Annotated in this window: 16 protein-coding genes and 1 pseudogene; 10 read left to right on the forward strand and 7 right to left on the reverse strand. The window is 74.2% G+C overall.

Features of this window, described 5'->3' with window-relative positions:
- Positions 1-127: 127 nt before the first annotated feature.
- Positions 128-1,081: a CPBP family intramembrane glutamic endopeptidase gene (locus tag ACZ7KX_RS25600; RefSeq protein WP_470328486.1), complete on the reverse strand. Its 954-nt coding sequence runs from the start codon at positions 1,079-1,081 to the stop codon at positions 128-130.
- A gap of 123 nt (positions 1,082-1,204) precedes the next feature.
- Between ACZ7KX_RS25600 and ACZ7KX_RS25605 the strand changes: the two genes are divergently transcribed.
- The 4 genes and pseudogenes from ACZ7KX_RS25605 (at position 1,205) to ACZ7KX_RS25620 (ending at position 4,035) form a co-directional block, all read left to right on the forward strand.
- Complete coding sequence (locus ACZ7KX_RS25605; protein WP_470328487.1) at positions 1,205-2,440, forward strand: sensor histidine kinase; 1,236 nt, start codon at positions 1,205-1,207, stop codon at positions 2,438-2,440.
- Positions 2,428-3,117 carry a LuxR C-terminal-related transcriptional regulator gene (locus tag ACZ7KX_RS25610; protein WP_470328488.1) on the forward strand — a complete coding sequence of 230 codons (690 nt, stop codon included), beginning with the start codon at positions 2,428-2,430 and terminating at the stop codon, positions 3,115-3,117. Before ACZ7KX_RS25605 ends, ACZ7KX_RS25610 begins: the two co-directional genes overlap by 13 nt.
- Before the next feature lie 26 nt (positions 3,118-3,143).
- A pseudogene (locus ACZ7KX_RS25615) lies at positions 3,144-3,265 on the forward strand (IS630 family transposase); the annotation flags it as partial.
- A 203-nt stretch (positions 3,266-3,468) separates the two neighbouring features.
- Positions 3,469-4,035 (forward strand): hypothetical protein, encoded by a 567-nt coding sequence (locus ACZ7KX_RS25620; protein WP_470328489.1) that lies wholly within the window; start codon positions 3,469-3,471, stop codon positions 4,033-4,035.
- Positions 4,036-4,242: 207 nt separating this feature from the next.
- Here the strand turns inward: ACZ7KX_RS25620 and ACZ7KX_RS25625 are convergent, their stop codons facing one another.
- The gene (locus ACZ7KX_RS25625) at positions 4,243-5,010 is read right to left on the reverse strand and encodes a hypothetical protein (protein WP_470328490.1); all 768 of its coding nucleotides are present in this window, start codon (positions 5,008-5,010) and stop codon (positions 4,243-4,245) included.
- A 546-nt stretch (positions 5,011-5,556) separates the two neighbouring features.
- On the opposite strand from ACZ7KX_RS25625, the gene ACZ7KX_RS25630 reads away from it, so the two are divergent.
- Complete coding sequence (locus ACZ7KX_RS25630) at positions 5,557-5,910, forward strand: SsgA family sporulation/cell division regulator (RefSeq protein WP_470328491.1); 354 nt, start codon at positions 5,557-5,559, stop codon at positions 5,908-5,910.
- A 344-nt stretch (positions 5,911-6,254) separates the two neighbouring features.
- Positions 6,255-6,494 (forward strand): hypothetical protein, encoded by a 240-nt coding sequence (locus tag ACZ7KX_RS25635; RefSeq protein WP_470328492.1) that lies wholly within the window; start codon positions 6,255-6,257, stop codon positions 6,492-6,494.
- Between the two features lie 431 nt (positions 6,495-6,925).
- Here ACZ7KX_RS25635 and ACZ7KX_RS25640 read toward each other — a convergent pair whose 3' ends face one another.
- The 4 genes from ACZ7KX_RS25640 to ACZ7KX_RS25655 form a co-directional block, all read right to left on the reverse strand.
- Positions 6,926-7,945 (reverse strand): NADPH:quinone reductase, encoded by a 1,020-nt coding sequence (locus ACZ7KX_RS25640; protein ID WP_470328493.1) that lies wholly within the window; start codon positions 7,943-7,945, stop codon positions 6,926-6,928.
- 100 nt (positions 7,946-8,045) lie between these two features.
- Complete coding sequence (locus ACZ7KX_RS25645) at positions 8,046-8,939, reverse strand: aldo/keto reductase (protein ID WP_470328494.1); 894 nt, start codon at positions 8,937-8,939, stop codon at positions 8,046-8,048.
- A complete protein-coding gene (locus ACZ7KX_RS25650; protein WP_470328495.1) occupies positions 8,936-9,493 on the reverse strand; it encodes a TetR/AcrR family transcriptional regulator in 558 nt (185 codons plus the stop codon). Before ACZ7KX_RS25650 ends, ACZ7KX_RS25645 begins: the two co-directional genes overlap by 4 nt.
- A gap of 65 nt (positions 9,494-9,558) precedes the next feature.
- The gene (locus ACZ7KX_RS25655; protein ID WP_470328496.1) at positions 9,559-9,789 is read right to left on the reverse strand and encodes a hypothetical protein; all 231 of its coding nucleotides are present in this window, start codon (positions 9,787-9,789) and stop codon (positions 9,559-9,561) included.
- A 224-nt stretch (positions 9,790-10,013) separates the two neighbouring features.
- Between ACZ7KX_RS25655 and ACZ7KX_RS25660 the strand changes: the two genes are divergently transcribed.
- The 4 genes from ACZ7KX_RS25660 (at position 10,014) to ACZ7KX_RS25675 (ending at position 15,186) form a co-directional block, all read left to right on the forward strand.
- Positions 10,014-10,949: an LAETG motif-containing sortase-dependent surface protein gene (locus ACZ7KX_RS25660; protein WP_470328497.1), complete on the forward strand. Its 936-nt coding sequence runs from the start codon at positions 10,014-10,016 to the stop codon at positions 10,947-10,949.
- A gap of 269 nt (positions 10,950-11,218) precedes the next feature.
- Complete coding sequence (locus ACZ7KX_RS25665) at positions 11,219-11,650, forward strand: ester cyclase (RefSeq protein ID WP_470328498.1); 432 nt, start codon at positions 11,219-11,221, stop codon at positions 11,648-11,650.
- Positions 11,651-11,660: 10 nt separating this feature from the next.
- On the forward strand, positions 11,661-12,731 hold the full coding sequence (locus tag ACZ7KX_RS25670) for a helix-turn-helix transcriptional regulator (RefSeq protein WP_470328499.1): 1,071 nt from the start codon (positions 11,661-11,663) through the stop codon (positions 12,729-12,731).
- Positions 12,732-12,924: 193 nt separating this feature from the next.
- Entirely contained in the window at positions 12,925-15,186 is a 2,262-nt protein-coding gene (locus tag ACZ7KX_RS25675; RefSeq protein WP_470328500.1) for a sensor histidine kinase, read from the forward strand.
- A 90-nt stretch (positions 15,187-15,276) separates the two neighbouring features.
- Here the strand turns inward: ACZ7KX_RS25675 and ACZ7KX_RS25680 are convergent, their stop codons facing one another.
- Positions 15,277-15,891 carry a response regulator transcription factor gene (locus tag ACZ7KX_RS25680; protein WP_470328501.1) on the reverse strand — a complete coding sequence of 205 codons (615 nt, stop codon included), beginning with the start codon at positions 15,889-15,891 and terminating at the stop codon, positions 15,277-15,279.
- Positions 15,892-15,940 lie beyond the last annotated feature (49 nt).

Here is a 15,940-nt window from a genome sequence, read left to right on the forward strand (position 1 = left end):
GCGCGCAGAGCAGGAGCGGAGACGAGATCCCGGCAACCTGATGCTGCGCGCCGACGGAGACGGATCGCCGCTGCGAGCTGCAGTGCGCTCTGCCCGACGGCCTGCACGGGGTGATCGGTGGCCGGCGCTACCGGGATGAGGTGGGCTGCTCCTGCGGCGCGGGCAGGCGTCCGCGCAGCCTGGCATACCGTCGGCCGGCGAGCCAGACGCCCAGTACGGCGAGTGCGGTGACCGGCCAGGTCGAGATGCTCAGCGGCCCGGCAAACAGCGGGTCGACCGTGCGGCCCGACACTGCGCGGGTGAGGGGCAGTGTGAACTCGTTGAGGCACAGGTGTGCCGCGACAGCCGCCCAGACCGACCCGGTGGACAGCCGGATCGTGGCGATCACCGTTCCGAGCAGCGTGGCAGTGACCACGGCCACGGGTATGCCCAGCAGGATCGAATGGCCGGGGTAGCTTCCGCCGAGCGCCGTCATCGGCACGTGCCACGCCCCCCAGATCGCGCCGCCGAGCAGCAGGCCCCGGATCCTGCCCACGCCGAGCAGCCGCGGCAACAGGTAGCCCTGCCAGCCGAGTTCCTCGCCGAAGTACAGCGGTACGGACAGCAACGCACTCAGCACCAGCGGCACGACCGTTGCGGGCCCCGGCAGATGCGCGGGGGCGTACCGGCCCGCGAGCGTGGCCAGCGCCAGACCGGCGGCGGTGAGGATCACCGGGATCATCAACCCGACGGCGACGGACCGCAGTTCGTGCCGCCACGGATTGGCCCTGGCGAGCCCGAGGACCCGCGCGGCCCGGCGCGGTCCGAGTCCGCGCACGGTGAGGCCGAACGCGGTCAGCGCCGGCACCAGCATCATCAGGATCATGCACAGCGCCGCGATCCGGGGCGTGCCCTGCCCGGCGCTGGTACGGCGCAGGCCCTCCGCCCACAGCGGCACCATGGCGAGCCACGCGCCGACGAAACTGATCGTCAGGAAGAGGGGGAGATCGGAGCGGGAGTGGCCAGAAGCACTCGTCGGTTTCATGGCTGTGACGCTACGAACCACGGGCCGCCCGGGCGATCGCGCAGGCTCGTCGATCAATGGTGTAGCACGCTCCACTGCGCCCGGGGCCGCGAAGGGGCAAGACTGGTCGGTGTGAACGACTCGTCAACCACACGAGCACGCGCGGCGCGTAGCGCTCGGGCCGCCGGGTACTGCGCGACCGTGTTCGTCCAGGCCCTGGCCCTGGTCGTGCTGGTGCCCGTCCTGATCTACTCGGCGGTCCTGTGCCTGGTCGGTGCGGGACTGCTCGTCCTGCCGCACGAGCTGCGGCTGCTGCGCCGGCTGGCCGATGGCGAACGCGCCCGGCTGGGACGGTGGGCGGCGCCAACGCCACCGGCCGAGCCGCACGCGGGACGCGGCCTGGTGGCGGTGCTGTCGGACCCGGCGACCGGCCGCGATCTGCGGTGGGCGGCCGCCGCTGTGCCCGTCCACGCCGCGCTCGGACTGCTCGGCACGGCGCTTTTCCTGTTTCCGGCAGCCGCGCTCGTGCTCGGCTGCCTGTGGTGGCTGTTCCCGGCGGACGACCCGATCAGGCTGCTCCTGAACATCCCGATCGACAGCTGGGGATCCGCGCTCTACGCCGGAGTGCCGCAGCTCCTGCTCAGCGTGCTGCTCGCCCTGTACGGCCCGCCGCTGCTCGCCCGGCTGGCGGCGTCCGTGAGCCGCCGGCTGCTCGCCCCCTCGGCCGCCGTGGTCCTCGCCGAGCGCGTGTCGACGCTGGACCGGACCCGCACCGGGGCGCTCGACGCGCACGGCGACGAACTGCGTCGCATCGAACGCGACCTGCACGACGGCACCCAGGCCCGACTGGTGTCTCTGGCCATGCAACTCGGCCTCGCCGAGAGGACGTTGAGCACCGATCCCGGCGCGGTGGGCCCGTTGTTGACCCGGGCCCGGGAGGGCGCCGAGGAGGCGATGGCCGAGCTTCGCGACGTGCTGCGCTCCGTCTACCCGCCGGTCCTCGCCGACCGGGGCCTCGCCGGTGCGGTCGCCGCGGTCGTTGCCCGCTGCCCGGTGCCCGCCACCGTCGACCTCGGCAACCTCGGCGGACCCGGCGGACCCGGCGGACCCGGCGGACCCGGCGGACCCGGCGGACCGGGAGGGCCCGGCGCCCTGCCGGCGCGGACCGAGGTGGCCGTCTACTTCGCGATCACCGAGGCGCTCACCAACGCGGCCAAGCACGCCGGGGCCGGATCGGTCTCGGTGACCCTGGCCCGGACCGGGGGCACGCTCCGCGCGGAGATCACCGACGACGGCCGCGGCGGCGCGGCCGAGCGCGGCGGCACCGGACTGCGCGGCATGCGGCAGCGCATCGAGGCGGTCGACGGCACACTGCGCGTCCAGAGCCCGCCCGGCGGCCCCACCGTGATCACCGTGGAGTGCCCGTGCGGATCGTGATCGCCGAGGACAACGCGCTGCTCGCCCAGGGACTCACCGCGCTGCTGGAGGCTCTCGGGCACCAGGTGCTCGCCACCACGGGGGAGGCCGGGTCCTTCGTGGAGGCCGTCCTGACCCACGGGCCGGACGTGGCGATCGTGGACGTCCGTCTCCCGCCGTCCTTCACCGACGAGGGCATCCGGGCCGCGCTGCGTGCCCGGGAGCGTCTGCCAGGCCTGCCGGTCCTCGTCCTGTCCCAGTACGTCGAGGACACCTACGCCCGGGAACTCCTCGACGACGGCACCGGCGTCGGGTACCTGCTCAAGGACCGGATCGCCCGCGTCGACGACTTCCTCGACGCGCTGCACCGCGTCGCGGCCGGCGGCACCGCGCTGGACCCCGACGTGGTCCGCCAGCTGCTCGCGGCCCGCAGCAACCCACTGTCCCGGCTGACCGAGCGCGAACGCGAGGTGCTCGCGATGATGGCGCAGGGGTACGGCAACTCCGAGATCGCCGACCGCCTCGTGGTGACCGAACGGGCCGTGCACAAGCACGTCGGGAACATCTTCATGAAGCTCGGCCTCCCGCCCGAGGACAGCGGCGACCGCCGCGTCCTCGCGGTCCTCACTCACCTCGGAATCCCCCAACGCCGACCCCGCCATCCGGAGCCCCGCCACCCGGCGCCGCCGCCCGGCTGATGTCCTGCACCGGAGGTCCGTTCGTCGTGCAGGCGGACGAGGACACTGTGCGGGATGTCATCCACCTCATCCACCGCTTCACGAGATCGGCCTGGCCTGCCTGGACCCTCGGTGGGCGGGAGGCCGTCCCCGCCGGATCGGGCAGGATGTGATCGAACGTTTCGGGGGCATACGAGATGACGGGGTTGCATGATGGGGCGTACGGCACGGCGCGGGGGCGCGGCAGTGGCTGCGGTGGTGGTGCTGGCACTGGGGGCGGCGGCCTGCACCGGGCAGGGCGGCACAGGGGCAGCCGCATCCACGGCAACGGCGATGACCGCCGCGGCGGCGACCCCGACAGCGACCCCGACGGTGACGGCACACCCCGTGGTGCTGCCCGAGCCCGCCCCGGCATCGGCGCAGTGGATCGTGGACCAGCTGGCCAAGGACCCGCCACAGCCCTGCCCCGCCCCCACCCTGGCGAACCTCGCGGTGCTCGACCGCAGCGAGGACGCCCACGACCGGGCGGACGTGATGTGGTTGAGAGACGACTCCTACCTGTGCCTCGCCTCGATCAGCCGCGTCAACGGCAACCTGACCACGGGACTCTCCTACGGCTCGATCGCGTCCTACACCTCCGGGCAGAGCCCGTCGACGATCGGCGGCCTGCGGCAGCCCTCCTACTTCACGGTCTTCCCCGTCGACACCGGGCAGGTCGTGCTGCAGGGCGGGGGGAGCCGGTTCGGGCCGTTGCACCAGCGGACGGTCGACCTCGGCGCGGGCAGGGCGATCACCGTCGTCCAGTACCGCTACGCCGTCGAGCCGACGCCCGACCCCGATTCGTCGGTGGTCGAGCTTCCGCCGCGGGAGGACCCGGACCACCCGGCCGAGCTCTGCCCGTCCGTCCACGGGCCGTGCCGCCTCGCGGACGTCTACTGAACCCACGCGCCGGCCCCGATGGAGGCAGTGACCGAACACTTGAGCACACCGGTTGTACGGGGTCTCTGACCAGGGACGGGCCCGCCCGTTGCTCCCCGTTCCTAGGCTGCCGAGGCCCCGGGACGGCACACGAGGCCGCCGCCCACAGGGGCGGCCTCCCGGCATCTCGGATGCGCGAACGGCCGTCGGCACGGCTGGGCCCGCGGGTCAGCCCTCCAGTTGCGCGTACAGGCCACGGCCCGGGCGCTGCGCCCGGCCGGCCTTGGCCAGGCGCTCCAACATGGTGCGCACCGCCTTCACGTTGTCCTCCGACTCCTCGATTCCCAGCCGGGCGGTCACCTCCCGGGCGCGCAGAGCTTCCTGGGCGTCGGCCAGCACGGCCAGCACGGTCTCGGACGTGGCACCGGTCGTTCGCCGCCCCGGCACGGAAGCAGCCGTTTCGCTCACCTCGGGACCCGGCTCCGCGCCGGTCCGCACCGGCCTGGTGTTCCGGGTCGCGGCCGTCTTCTTCACCGTGGTGCGCGGCCGCGCGCCGCCGGCGGTCTTCTCGGCCGCGGCCTTCTTCGCGGTGGCTTTCCTCGCGGGCGCCGCCTTCTTCGCGGTGGTCTTCTTCGCGGGCGGCGCCTTCTTGACGGTGGCCTTCTTCGCCGTCTTCGTGACCGTGTCCGTGCCCGTGTCGGTCTTCTCGGCCTGCTCCCGGCCCCCGTCCGGCGCCGCCCCGGTTTCAGCCGCCAAATGCTGCGGCTGGTCCCCAATGATGGCGTCCGCCTCTGCCCGAATGCCGCCCACCGGCGTGAGGTCCTGCGAGGCCGGCAGTCCGCCCAGGGCCTGCAGGCTCTGGATGGCGCCGCGTACGGCGTTCTCGCGCGCCACGGCGGCGGTCAGCTCGTCCTCCAGGCGCCGCCGCCGGGCCTCGATCCCGGGAAGCTCCGCCTCCAACTGGGCGATGGTCTCACTGAAACGGCTGTCTGCCACGGTTCCTCCGCTCCTCCGCCCACGCGATCTGCCGCAGGGCCTGGGGGATCTTTACCCCGCCGCCGCGTCCGCCAACGAGAAGCCGCGCCACCACCCTCCACGAGCAGTCCTTGGAGGGCTGCCAGTACTGCACGCTCGCGACGGCCACCGGCCGGTCCCGGTCCACCCGGCACTCGATGGGGTGAAAGCCGGTCAACCCGGCGTCGGGGGGTCGCCTCCCCCGGTGAACGCCGCGCCACCGGTCCGCCGTGATCATCGTTCTTCGCATATGCCAAGGACCGATGACCGAACTCCCCAGCCCGACGCAGCACACCGCCCGCCCACCTGGCCCGGGCGGGGGCACACCCGGATCCCCCGGAACGCGGGCGGACGAGGCCCTGCGGCGGGGGCCGGGGTACCTGGCGCGGCGTGCCGCCGGAGGCAGCCGGGAGTGCGCGCGTGATCCCCCTGCCCCAGGGCCGCGGCCCCGAACGCCGGTTCACCGGGCCGTCGTGCGCCGTGTGCTGCATCGGGCAGGCACACGTCGACCGGGGGGTACTCGCCCCAGTGACGGTCCGACTGCGCCATCACATCGAAGACCCGTACGCCGCCTACCTCGACCTCCACATCGACACGCCGGACCCGATCACCTGGGTCTTCGCCCGCAGCCTGCTCGCCGACGGCCTGTACACCCACGCCGGCCTGGGCGACGTCACCGTCCACCCCTCCCCCTGCGACGCCTTCTCCGCCGTCATCGTGAACCTGTACCCCGAAGGCGACGTCCCCGCCTGCAGGCTCAGCATGCCCACCGCCGCCGTCCGGAACTTCGTCGACTGGAGCGGGCAGATCACCGCCCCCGGCTCCGAACACCTCCACCTCGACATCGACACCCTCATCCACCGGATCCTCGCCGACCCCTGAGATCACCGGGTTGTCGCGCGCGGCCGCGGGTGTGCCGGTCGGAACCGCCAGGACCCCCTGGTCACCACCGAATACGCCCCCTGGCCGAGGGTGAGCGGGGCTCCCGCCGTGTTGCCGTCGGCGTCCGGTCACCCGCCGGTGCCGGAGCCGTCCGGGTCGGCAGACGCCCCCGTGCCACGAGGTCTGACCCCCGCCCCGTACGACCGGTCGGGCCGCGGCGGGGTTACGACCGCCGCCGCGCTCGGCGACCGGGGGCGGGGGGTCGCCGAGCAGTGGTTTGCCCCTTCGACGTCCGGGCACGCGCGGGAGCGACGAACGGCGACGGCGGTTCAAGGGAGGCCCACGTGTACGCGGCCAAGGTGATGGGCAAGCCGTTCCGGCTGGTGGCGGGCCCATGGGCCGGCGGACCGGCCGGGTGGGTGACCTGGCGCCTGTGGCGGAGGTTCGCCGGCCGTCCCCGGGCCGGGAGCACGACCGGACGCAAACACGTCTGGCGTCGCTCGCTGGCAGGAGCCGCCCTTCCGGCGGCGGCGTTCGCGCTGGCGAAGGCGGCGCGGGCCGGGCGCGCCCGGACTCCGGCGTGAGCGGACAAGCCCGTCCGCACCAGGGCGGAAACACCGCCCCTGCCGCCCGGCGGACTCAGCCGGATCGGTCCACGCCGACTGCCACCGCGGAGTCGAACTGGCGCGCGCACGGGTCTGACGACCGGCCCCACCACACGCCCCGTCGACCGGCTGGGGACGGCCGGCCACGTCCGCCGCGCCCCCTCCCCCGACGACCGGCGCAAGGTGATCGTCGAACCCGTCGGAAAGCCCGCTCGCGGCCGGACCGTCCGGACCGGCAGCCGAGCGGACCCCGCCGGTGACGGCCCGGACAGTGCGTGCCGGGACCGGCGGGCCGGACGGCAGCACGGGACCGGCGGACAGCGGGTACGAGGACCTTCTCCTCGCATGGGGCGCGGGACCTGTGGACGGAGGCCACGGCTTCCCCCGGGGCATCCGCGCCGAACCGGAGGTCAGGCCGTGATGTCCACCAGGACTTTGCCGACCGCACGGCTCTCTACCGCTCGGTGCGCGTCGGCGGTGCGCTCCAGGGGGAAGCGGAGCAGCGGCAGACCGTTCCCCTCGCCGACGGGCAGCGCGCCGTCGCGCACTGCGGCGGCGACGTCCTGGGCGGCCGCGGCGCGTGCTTCCGGACCGGCCAGGAAGAGGATCAGGAACTGGAGGCGCGCGTTGAGCACCATGTTCTGCAGAACGTCCAGTTCGACCGGCTTGCCGCCGTCGTTGGCGTAGATCGAGATCGTGCCGCGCGTGCGCAGGACGGCGAGGTCCAGGGCGAGGTTCGCGCCGAGCGCCACCTCGGCAATGATGTCGACGCCGTCCGGTGCTGCCGTGCGGATCGCGGCAGCCGGGTCGCCCTCGCGGTAGTTGATCACGTGGTGGGCTCCGGCGGCGGTGGCCAGTCGGGCCTTTTCCGGACTGCTGACCGTGCTGATCACGGTGGCGCCGGCCCATCGGGCGAGTTGGATCACCGCGTGTCCGACGGCTCCGGCCCCGCCCGCGGCGAGCACCACCTTCCCGTCCAGGGCCCCGGGCCCGAGCCGGCGCGGTCCGTCCTCGGCGACGGTGAGCGCGCGGTGCGCGGTCAGCGCGGGGACGCCGAGTGAGGCGCCGAGGTCGAAGCCGGCTTCGTCGGGCAGCGGAACGGCCTGTTCGGCCGGCACGACGGTGAACTCGGCGGCGGTGCCGGTGGGCCGCCCGGCAGCGGCCATGAACAGCCAGACACGCTGACCGACCCGGCTCTGGTCGACGCCCTCACCGACGGCGTCGATCGTGCCGGCGCCGTCGAGGTGCGGAGTGACCTCGGGGAAGTGCTTCGGGTGGCCGATTCCTGCGCGCGCCTGCCAGTCGGTCGGGTTGACCCCGGACACGGCGACCCGTACGCGAACCTCGTCGGGGCCGGGCTCGGGCAGATCACGATCGACTAAGCGGAGGATGTCGGGGGTGCCGTTGTCGCGGTAGATGATGGCCTTCATGATCCGTCCTTGGTGCCTGGTAGAGGGGTCCCGGCGTGGCCTGACGTTTCGCCAGGTGCCGGCGGGGGCGTGGCAGCGGCCCGGGCCGCGTCGGTTCCGGTCAGCCGATGGGGACTTCGTTGGAGCGGGACTCGATGCCGTCGAGGGTGGCGAGGGTCGCGGCGTCGAGGGTGATCCCGCTGACCGCGGTGTTGGCCTCCAGGTGGGCGGTGTCGGCGGTGCCGGGGATGAGCAGCACGTTCGGGGCGTGGTGCAGCAGCCAGGCGAGGCCGACCTGGGAGGGCGTGACGCCCAGCGACGCAGCCACGGCGTGCACCGCCGGCTCCTCGGTCGCCTTGGGCAGGCCGGGGAAGGCCCCGCCGAGAGGGAAGAACGGCACCCAGGCGATGCCCTCGGCCGTGCACAGCCGCAGCACGTCCTCGTCGTCGCGTGAGACGAGACTGTAGGCGTTCTGGACGCAGACGACGCCGGCGGGCAGGGCGCGGCGAAGGCCGTCGAGGGTGACGCTGCTCAGGCCGATCGCGCCGATCTTGCCCTCGTCGCGCAGGGCGGTCATCACCGCGAGCTGGTCGTCGAGGTCGACGACCTGGTCACCCTCGGGGCGCAGCCCCGGGCCGGTGTCCAGGCGGCGCAGGTTGACGACCGCGAGCCGGTCGACGCCTAGGCTGCGCAGGTTGTCCTCGACGCTGGCGCGCAGCTGCTCGGGCCGCTGTGCCAGACGCAGCGGCAGGTGTCCGCCGGGGTTGGGGTCGGCTCCCACCTTGGTGACGACCAGGACGTCGTCCTCGGGGCGCAGTGCCTCGCGGATCACGTCGTTGGCGAATCCGAAGCCGTAGAACTCGGCGGTGTCCACGTGGTCGACGCCCAGCTCGACCGCGCGGCGCAGCAGGGCGACGGCTTCGTCGCGACGGTCGTGCAGGCGCTCAAGCTGCAGTGCGCCGTAGCCGATCCGGAAGACGGTGCGGGCGGCGATCGATGCGGTCGTGGCGGTCATGATGCTGGCTCCTCGGCCGGTGTTCGCAGGGCGGTGTAGAGCAGTTCGGCCTGGTAGCGCGCCATGACCTGGTGGGCGATCGGGGTGGCGTGTTCTCGGGCCCGGGCCGGCTCCCGGTGCTCGACCTTCACGAGCCAGGCCGTGACGCAGTCGTGCAGCATCGCGCGCATCCGGTCGGTAGCGTCGACGACGATGTCGTGGATGGCGGGGTCGGTGGTCGCCTCGCCCCAGGTCTGCACGCCGACCCGGGCCTCGGCGGGATTGATTGCGGCGATCAGGCGCCGGAGCAGTTCGTCGGGGTCGGGCGGGGCGTCGCCGGCCGCGTACGCGGCGAGGACGTCGGCGCGCTTGGCAAGCATCTGGCGGGCGGTGGCGCGGACCAGGTCAGCCTTGTTGCGGTAGTGCGCGTAGATCGAGCCGGTCGACAGGCCCGACTCGGCGGTGATGTCGGCGATCGAGGTCCGGTCCAGGCCGTTGCGGCTGAAGCAGCGCACGGCGGCCTCAGCGATCTGAGTACGCCGGAGTTCCTTGCGCGCGTCGGTGAGCCGAGGCACCACACCTCCACAAAAAGAATCGCTGTTCTGCTTGTGAGGGAACGTTAGCAGAACCTCGGTTCTGTTTACGGTGGGGTAGCCCCCGGATCGGGCAGCCCCGGCCGAGACGCGGCCCGGGGAGCCCCGGCCGGTGGCGGAAGGACGACGGAGCCGGCGTCGAGGTTGTCGTAGACGGTGACGGTGTCGGCGTGCGGCACCAGGGCCGGGAACCGGCTGGCGGTCACGTCCTTGGTGGCGGAGATCAGGGCGGCGGTGCTGCCGGTGGCCCGGGTCGGGTGCGGTTCGGGCCGGCGCATCAGCTGGTAGCCGATGGTGATGCCGAGCGGGCCACGGCACGACCGGGTGAGCGGGAGTACGGCTGACTCGCCGCCACGTTCACGCCCCGGGGGCCGGGGCCGACGGGCCATCGGGTACGGTCACGGTTTCACGTCCGCTCAGTGCCGGTGACGGTCCGTCCGGATCGCCACCGCAGGAGCGGTGAGTCCCACCCGAACCGTGTACAACCCTAGGGAGCTTCCCCGTGCACCAACTCCTGCGCCGGAACCTTCCGGTCCTCGCCGCCCTCGGCATAGCCGTCGGCGCTCCGCTGCTCACCGCCGGCACCGCCCAGGCCCAGGCCCAGCACGGATGCGGCACCGTCGGCGTCGAGTTCTCCGTCGACGGCGGCAAGAGCTGGATCTCCGACGGCCGGATGTCCCAGCCGCACGGCGTCATCCAGGTCCGCCTGGCCGGCGACGTCGCGGACGGCTGCGACTACCGGGTCTCGCTGGCCTCCTACGACACCCAGGGGCCGACCTGGGCCTCCTCGGGCAAGCAGACCTTCCTCGGCTGGGCGACCACGACGCTGCGCAGCGGGAACCGCCAGGCGACCCTGGACGTCTCCGCCCACCTGCCGAAGTGCTACGGCCAGATCGACCTGTACAACGGCGACAAGAAGTTCGACGGCATCGCCAACCCCGCGCCGAGGTACCCGGACGGCGTCTTCCCGGACAACCTGATCTCGGCCTGGAACGGCGGCAAGGCCTGCGCGCCGACCCCGACCGGCACGCCGACCGTCCCGGTGCCGACCTCCTCGGCGTCGCCCACGGCCACCGCGACCCCCCACCCGACCGGGACGCCCACCGCCACGACGACGCCCTCGGCCACCGCCACCGCGACGGCCACCGCCTCGCCCTCCACCACCGCCAAGCCGTCGGCGCCGTCCACCACCGGGACGCCGTCCGGCACCACCCCGTCGACCGCCCCGGCCGTGCCCGCGCCGTCCGCCCCGTCGGACACGACCGGCCCGGTCGGAAAGCCGACCGCCAGTCCGGTCTCCACCACGCCGGCCAGCACCCTGGCCAGCACGGGCGGCAACAGCAGCCAGATGATCGTCTACGGCGCCGGCGGGGCCGCGCTGCTCGCCGTCGGCGGCGGCGCGCTGGTGATCGCCCGCCGTCGGAGCGCCCGCCGCTGACACGGCACCGCTGAGGTACCCAGGACGCCCGCGCTCCCCCGGACCGCGGGCGTCCGTCGTCCGTCGTCCGTTCACCCCCGGACGGTCCGCCACCGGCGCCGGTACACCCTTGCCGCGACCCCTCCCCGCCCTGATCCGCACTCAGCACGACCGGCCGGACACTCGACACAACTGGCCAACACCAGGTACCGCGCGGGTTCGGACCTCGGACGAGCGGACCCCAGAAAAGTGGGGTTCCGATTCTGGACCCGCAGGCCGAGGCTGGCCGTATGAACACCATCGAACAGAACAAGCAGACAGTGACCGCATTCATCGACGCGCTGTTCACCCGGGGCGACCTCTCAGCCGTCGACGCGTACCTCACGGAGGACTTCGTCAACCACGACCCGCCCATCGGCGTCGGCGCGGACCGGGAGGGCATGCGCGCCGCAGGGGCGCTCTTCCGGCAGGCATGCCCTGACTGGCACTCCGACCTCGGGCGCCTGGTCGGTGAGGGCGACGTGGTGGTGGAACTCTTCACCGCCTCCGGCACCCAGCACGGTGAGGTGATGGGCGTCCCCGGTGACGGCCGCACGTTGGTGCTCAAGGGCATCAACGTCTTCCGGCTGCGGGACGGCCGGATCGCCGAACGGTGGGGCCGGCTGGACGAGCTGGGGCTGCTGAGCCAGCTCGGGCTCGTGCCGGACCGGGCGGCGGCGTAGCGTGAGTGCCATGGCCGCCGCCTTGCGGGCGCGACACGTCGAGCGGCTGATCGACAGCTGCTACGCCGACCTGGACAAGCCCGCCCTGACCACCGAGGTGCTGCGCCGCCTACCGGGCATCCTGCCGGTGGAGGCCGCGTTCTTCGCCTCGGTGGACCCGGCGACCCTGCTCTTCACCTCGGCTGTCGCCCAGGATCCGCTGGCCGGTGCCACCCCGCTCTTCCTCGACAACGAGTTCGGCCGCGCGGACGTCAACAAGTTCGCCGCGCTGGCCCGGGGCCCGGAGCCGGTGATGTCGCTGGACCGGGCCACCCGGGGCGAGCGCACCGTCAGTGCCCGCTACCGCGAGATCATGGCCGGCCTGGGGCTCGGCGACGAGCTCCGGGCCGCCCTGGTCGTCGGGCACGAGTGCTGGGGCGTGCTCTGCCTGCACCGGGCGGACGCGGAAACCGGCTTCTCCGCCACCGACCTGGACGTCGTGCGCAGGCTCGCCCCGCACCTGGCCGAAGGCCTTCGCCGTGACGTCGTGCACCAGGCACTGACCGGCGACGGGGCCGCAACTGCGGGCGGTCCCGGCGTGATCGTGCTCGACCAGGGGCTCTCGCCGGTCTCGATCAGCCCGGACGCCGAACAGTGGCTCGCCCGGCTCGAAGGGCCCGAGATCCAGGGCCTGCCGATGCCGATCTACTCGGTGGCAGTCCGGCTGGCCCGGGCACCCGACGCGTCGCCGGAGGCCGCGCATCGGCCCGGCTCGGTCAGGCTGCGCACCGCCGACGGGCAGTGGCTGACCGTGCATGCCACCCGGCTGCGGGGGCGGGCGGGGGAGCAGATCGGGGTGGTGGTCGAGCCGGCGCCCGCTGCCGAACTCGGCTCCCTGCTGCTGGCTGCTCACGGCCTCACCCCGGCCCAGAGCCGGGTCACCGCCCTGGTACTGCAAGGGTGCTCCACCCGGGAGATCGTGGCCCGGCTGCACGTCTCCGGGTACACCGTGCAGGAGCACCTGACGGCGGTGTTCGCCCGGTTCGGCGTGAGCAGCCGCCGGGAACTGATCGCCGCCCTACTCGCCCCGAAGGGACGCTGAACCGACCCGCGGCACCGCGTCCCGCGGCCGGCCAGGCCGCGCTCGCCGGCCCTCGCCCCACGGCTCGCCGTGACCGGGCACCGCACCGTGTTGTCCTGTCAAGAGCCGATTCCCGAGCGGGTGCCCAGCGGGGTTCCGGCAGGCGCGACGGGCCGCGGTCCCGCCGGATCCGGCCGGTGCGTACGATGCTCCGGTGCTGGGGAGACGGGGGAGGGACGTCCCGCTGTGGCGGGCGCGGGCGTTGGTGGTCGCGGTGGCTGTCGCGCTGGTGGCGGTGCACCTGCTGAAGGGGCTGGAGCGCCTGCCGGCCGAGCCGGTCGCCGGGGCCGCCGTCACGGCGGCCTGTCTGATGCTGGCCGCGTTGCAGCTGCGGCACATCCGGCCCGCTCCCGACGGGGCTCCCGGAGCAGCTCCGGGGTGGGCGGGACGGCCGGGGTGGGCGGGACGGCCGGGGTGGGCGGGACGGCCGGGGTGGGCGGGATGGACGGGCGTGGAGTCGGCGGTCGGCTTCCTCGCGGTCGGACCGCTCGGCGTCTCGATCGGCGTGCTCTGTCTGCCCGTGGCCTCGCTGCTGCTGGAGCGTCGCCGCCTGTGGCTCCCCCTGTTCGCGACGGGTGCCGTCCTGGCCGGCGGGGCACGGTCCGGCGGCGTCCGCGACACGGCCGACCTGCTGCTGACGGTCGCGCTCGGCGGCGTCATGCTGTACGCCGTCACCACGCTCGCGCTGCTGGCGGACCGCGTCCACACGGCCAGGCTCACGCTGGCCGCCTCGGCGGTCACCGATGAGCGGCTGCGCATCGCGTCGAGCCTGCGCAGCGAACTGTCCGCGGGCCTGGCGCGGATCCACGGCCTGGCCGTACGAGCCGACCCTTCCGTACTGGAGGAGCTGATCGACGGTGCCCGCGCGACGCTGGCGGCGGCCCGCGCCACGACCGCCGAACTGCGCAGCCTCTCGCTCGCCCCAGAGGCGGCGAGCGCCCGGGCCCTGCTCGCCTCCGCGGGCATCGCGGCCGACATCCGCATCGGGCACCGCGAACCGCTCGGTCCCTCCGGGACGGTGCTCGCGACCGTGCTGCGCGAGGCGGTCACGGCGGTCGTCCGGGTCGGCGATGCCCGCCGGTGCGAGGTCATCACCGGTGAGCGGACCGGGCGGACGGTCCTGCGCGTGGTCAGCGACGGCGTGCCGACGGCGGCGCTGGGCGCGGACGTCCTGGACGGCCTCGCGGAACGGGTCCGCGCTGTCGGCGGCCGGCTGACGGCGGGTCTGGAGCCGGACGGGCGCTTCGCCGTCGAGGCGGTGGTCGCCGCCACGCCCGCGCCGGTGGCTGCCGCCGATCCGCCCGAGCTGCGTGCCGCGCTCGGCCTCTACTACTTCCTGCTCGCCGCCTTCTGCGGCAAGGCGCTGCTGTTCTTCCCGGCGTCGCCGTCCGGCCTCGGGCTCGGCGTGGCCTGCGCGCTGGCGTTCTGCGCCTTCCAGGTCCGCTTCTCGATCCAGGACGCCACGCGGCACGCACGCCCGGCCCTGCTCGTCTCGGCCGTCCTCGCCCTCGCGCCGCTGCCCTGGCTGGGCCGGAACTGGATCGGTGCGGCGGGCATCCTGGCCGGCTCGCTGCTGATCGCGCTGCCGCTGCGCGCGGGCGCGGGCCTGGCGGCCGCCCTGGCCATCGCCGCCGGGGTGATCGGCGGGGGTGGGCCGGCCGCCGTCAACGTGGCGATCACCTGTGTGGTGGTCTTCGCGGTGCTCCGCCTGGTGCGGTTGGTCCGGGAGTTGCAGCGGGCGGGGGCCGGCCTGGCCCGCGCCGCCATCGTCACCGAGCGCCTGCGGGCGGCCCGGGACCTGCACGACCTGCTGGGGCACGGGCTGGCCGCGATCCTGCTCAAGGCCGAGCTGGCCCGGCGCCTGGCGGACGCCGCGGTCGTCGCCGGGGCCGCCGTCGGGGCCGGTACGGAGGCCGTCGGGGCCGGTGCGGGCACCGCGGACGCCGGCGCGGCCGACGCCGCCGCTGACCGCTGCCGGGCCGAACTGGCCGACATCGCGCGGCTGGCCGCGCGCGGGCGGGCCGAGCTGGGTGCGGTGGCCGACGACAGCCCCCGGCTGTCCTTCGCCGCCGAACTGGCTTCCGCGGCAGCGGTCCTGGAGGCGGCCGCCATCGCGGTGGAGGTGGATGACGACCCGGTGCCGGACGAGGCGGGAACCGTGCTGAGCGTGGCCCTGCGCGAGGCCGTGACCAACATCCTGCGGCACAGCTCCGCCCGCCACGCCCGGATCGCCACCACCGTCACCGGAGGGTCGGTGCGCCTGGAGGTGGAGAACGACGGCGTCCGGGCGGGCGTCACCCCGCCCGGCTCCGGGATCGGCGGCCTGACCGTGCGCCTGACCGAGGCGGGCGGCACGCTGAGCGCCGGCGCGGACGACGGCTGGTACGTGCTGCGGGCCGAACTGCCGCTGCACTGACCGCCGGCGCGGCACACGCCGGCGGCCGACCGTCCCTCTCCGCGCCCGGCTGCCGGGCGGCCCGCACACCCGGCAGCCGGCGCGCCGCGCCTACGAATCCAGCCAGCCCGCCTCGCGGGCGATGCGCACTGCGTCCGTCCGGTTGCGGGCGTTCAGCTTGGTGACGACCGCGGTGAGCACGTTGCGGACCGTCCCGGTGGACAGGTGCAGCCGCGCGGCGATCTCGGCCGGCTCGGCGCCCCCGGCCAGCTCCCGCAGCACGTCGTTCTCGCGCGGCGTGAGCGGATTGTCCGCGAGGTCCCACGCGACCACGGCCAGCGACGGGTCCAGTACCCGGCCGCCCCCGGCGACCTGCCGGATTGCCGCGACGAGGTCCGCCGGCGGGACGGTCTTCAGCAGGAAACCGTCGACCTTCGCGGCCAGGGAGCGGCGGAGCAGTCCGGGGCGGCCGACCGACGTCAACATCAGCGTGCGGCAGTGCGGAAGCTTCTCCTTCAGCGCCGCGGCGGCCTGCAGACCGTCCGTCAGGCCCGGCATCTCGATGTCGAGCACCGCCACGTCGGGCATGAAGACCATCGCACGGGGCACCACGTCGTCGGCCGAGTCCGCCTGCGCGACGACCTCGAAGTCGGGCTCCAGTTCCAGGAGTGCCACCAGCGCGCCGCGCACCACGTGCTGGTCCTCCGCCAGCAGGAGTCTGATCATGTCCCGACCCTACCCGTGATGACGTCACGGGTGCCTCGTGATCGCGCCC

It is taken from the genome of Kitasatospora sp. NPDC038210 (assembly GCF_055600605.1).

What these genes read in the sequence shown, in the direction of transcription:
- ACZ7KX_RS25640 (WP_470328493.1), bottom strand. Translation starts at nt 7,945, where the DNA reads ATGAAGGCCATCATCTACCGCGACAACGGCACCCCCGACATCCTCCGC.
- ACZ7KX_RS25645 (WP_470328494.1), bottom strand. Translation starts at nt 8,939, where the DNA reads ATGACCGCCACGACCGCATCGATCGCCGCCCGCACCGTCTTCCGGATC.
- ACZ7KX_RS25655 (WP_470328496.1), bottom strand. Translation starts at nt 9,789, where the DNA reads ATGCGCCGGCCCGAACCGCACCCGACCCGGGCCACCGGCAGCACCGCC.
- ACZ7KX_RS25665 (WP_470328498.1), top strand. Translation starts at nt 11,219, where the DNA reads ATGAACACCATCGAACAGAACAAGCAGACAGTGACCGCATTCATCGAC.
- ACZ7KX_RS25670 (WP_470328499.1), top strand. Translation starts at nt 11,661, where the DNA reads ATGGCCGCCGCCTTGCGGGCGCGACACGTCGAGCGGCTGATCGACAGC.
- ACZ7KX_RS25680 (WP_470328501.1), bottom strand. Translation starts at nt 15,891, where the DNA reads ATGATCAGACTCCTGCTGGCGGAGGACCAGCACGTGGTGCGCGGCGCG.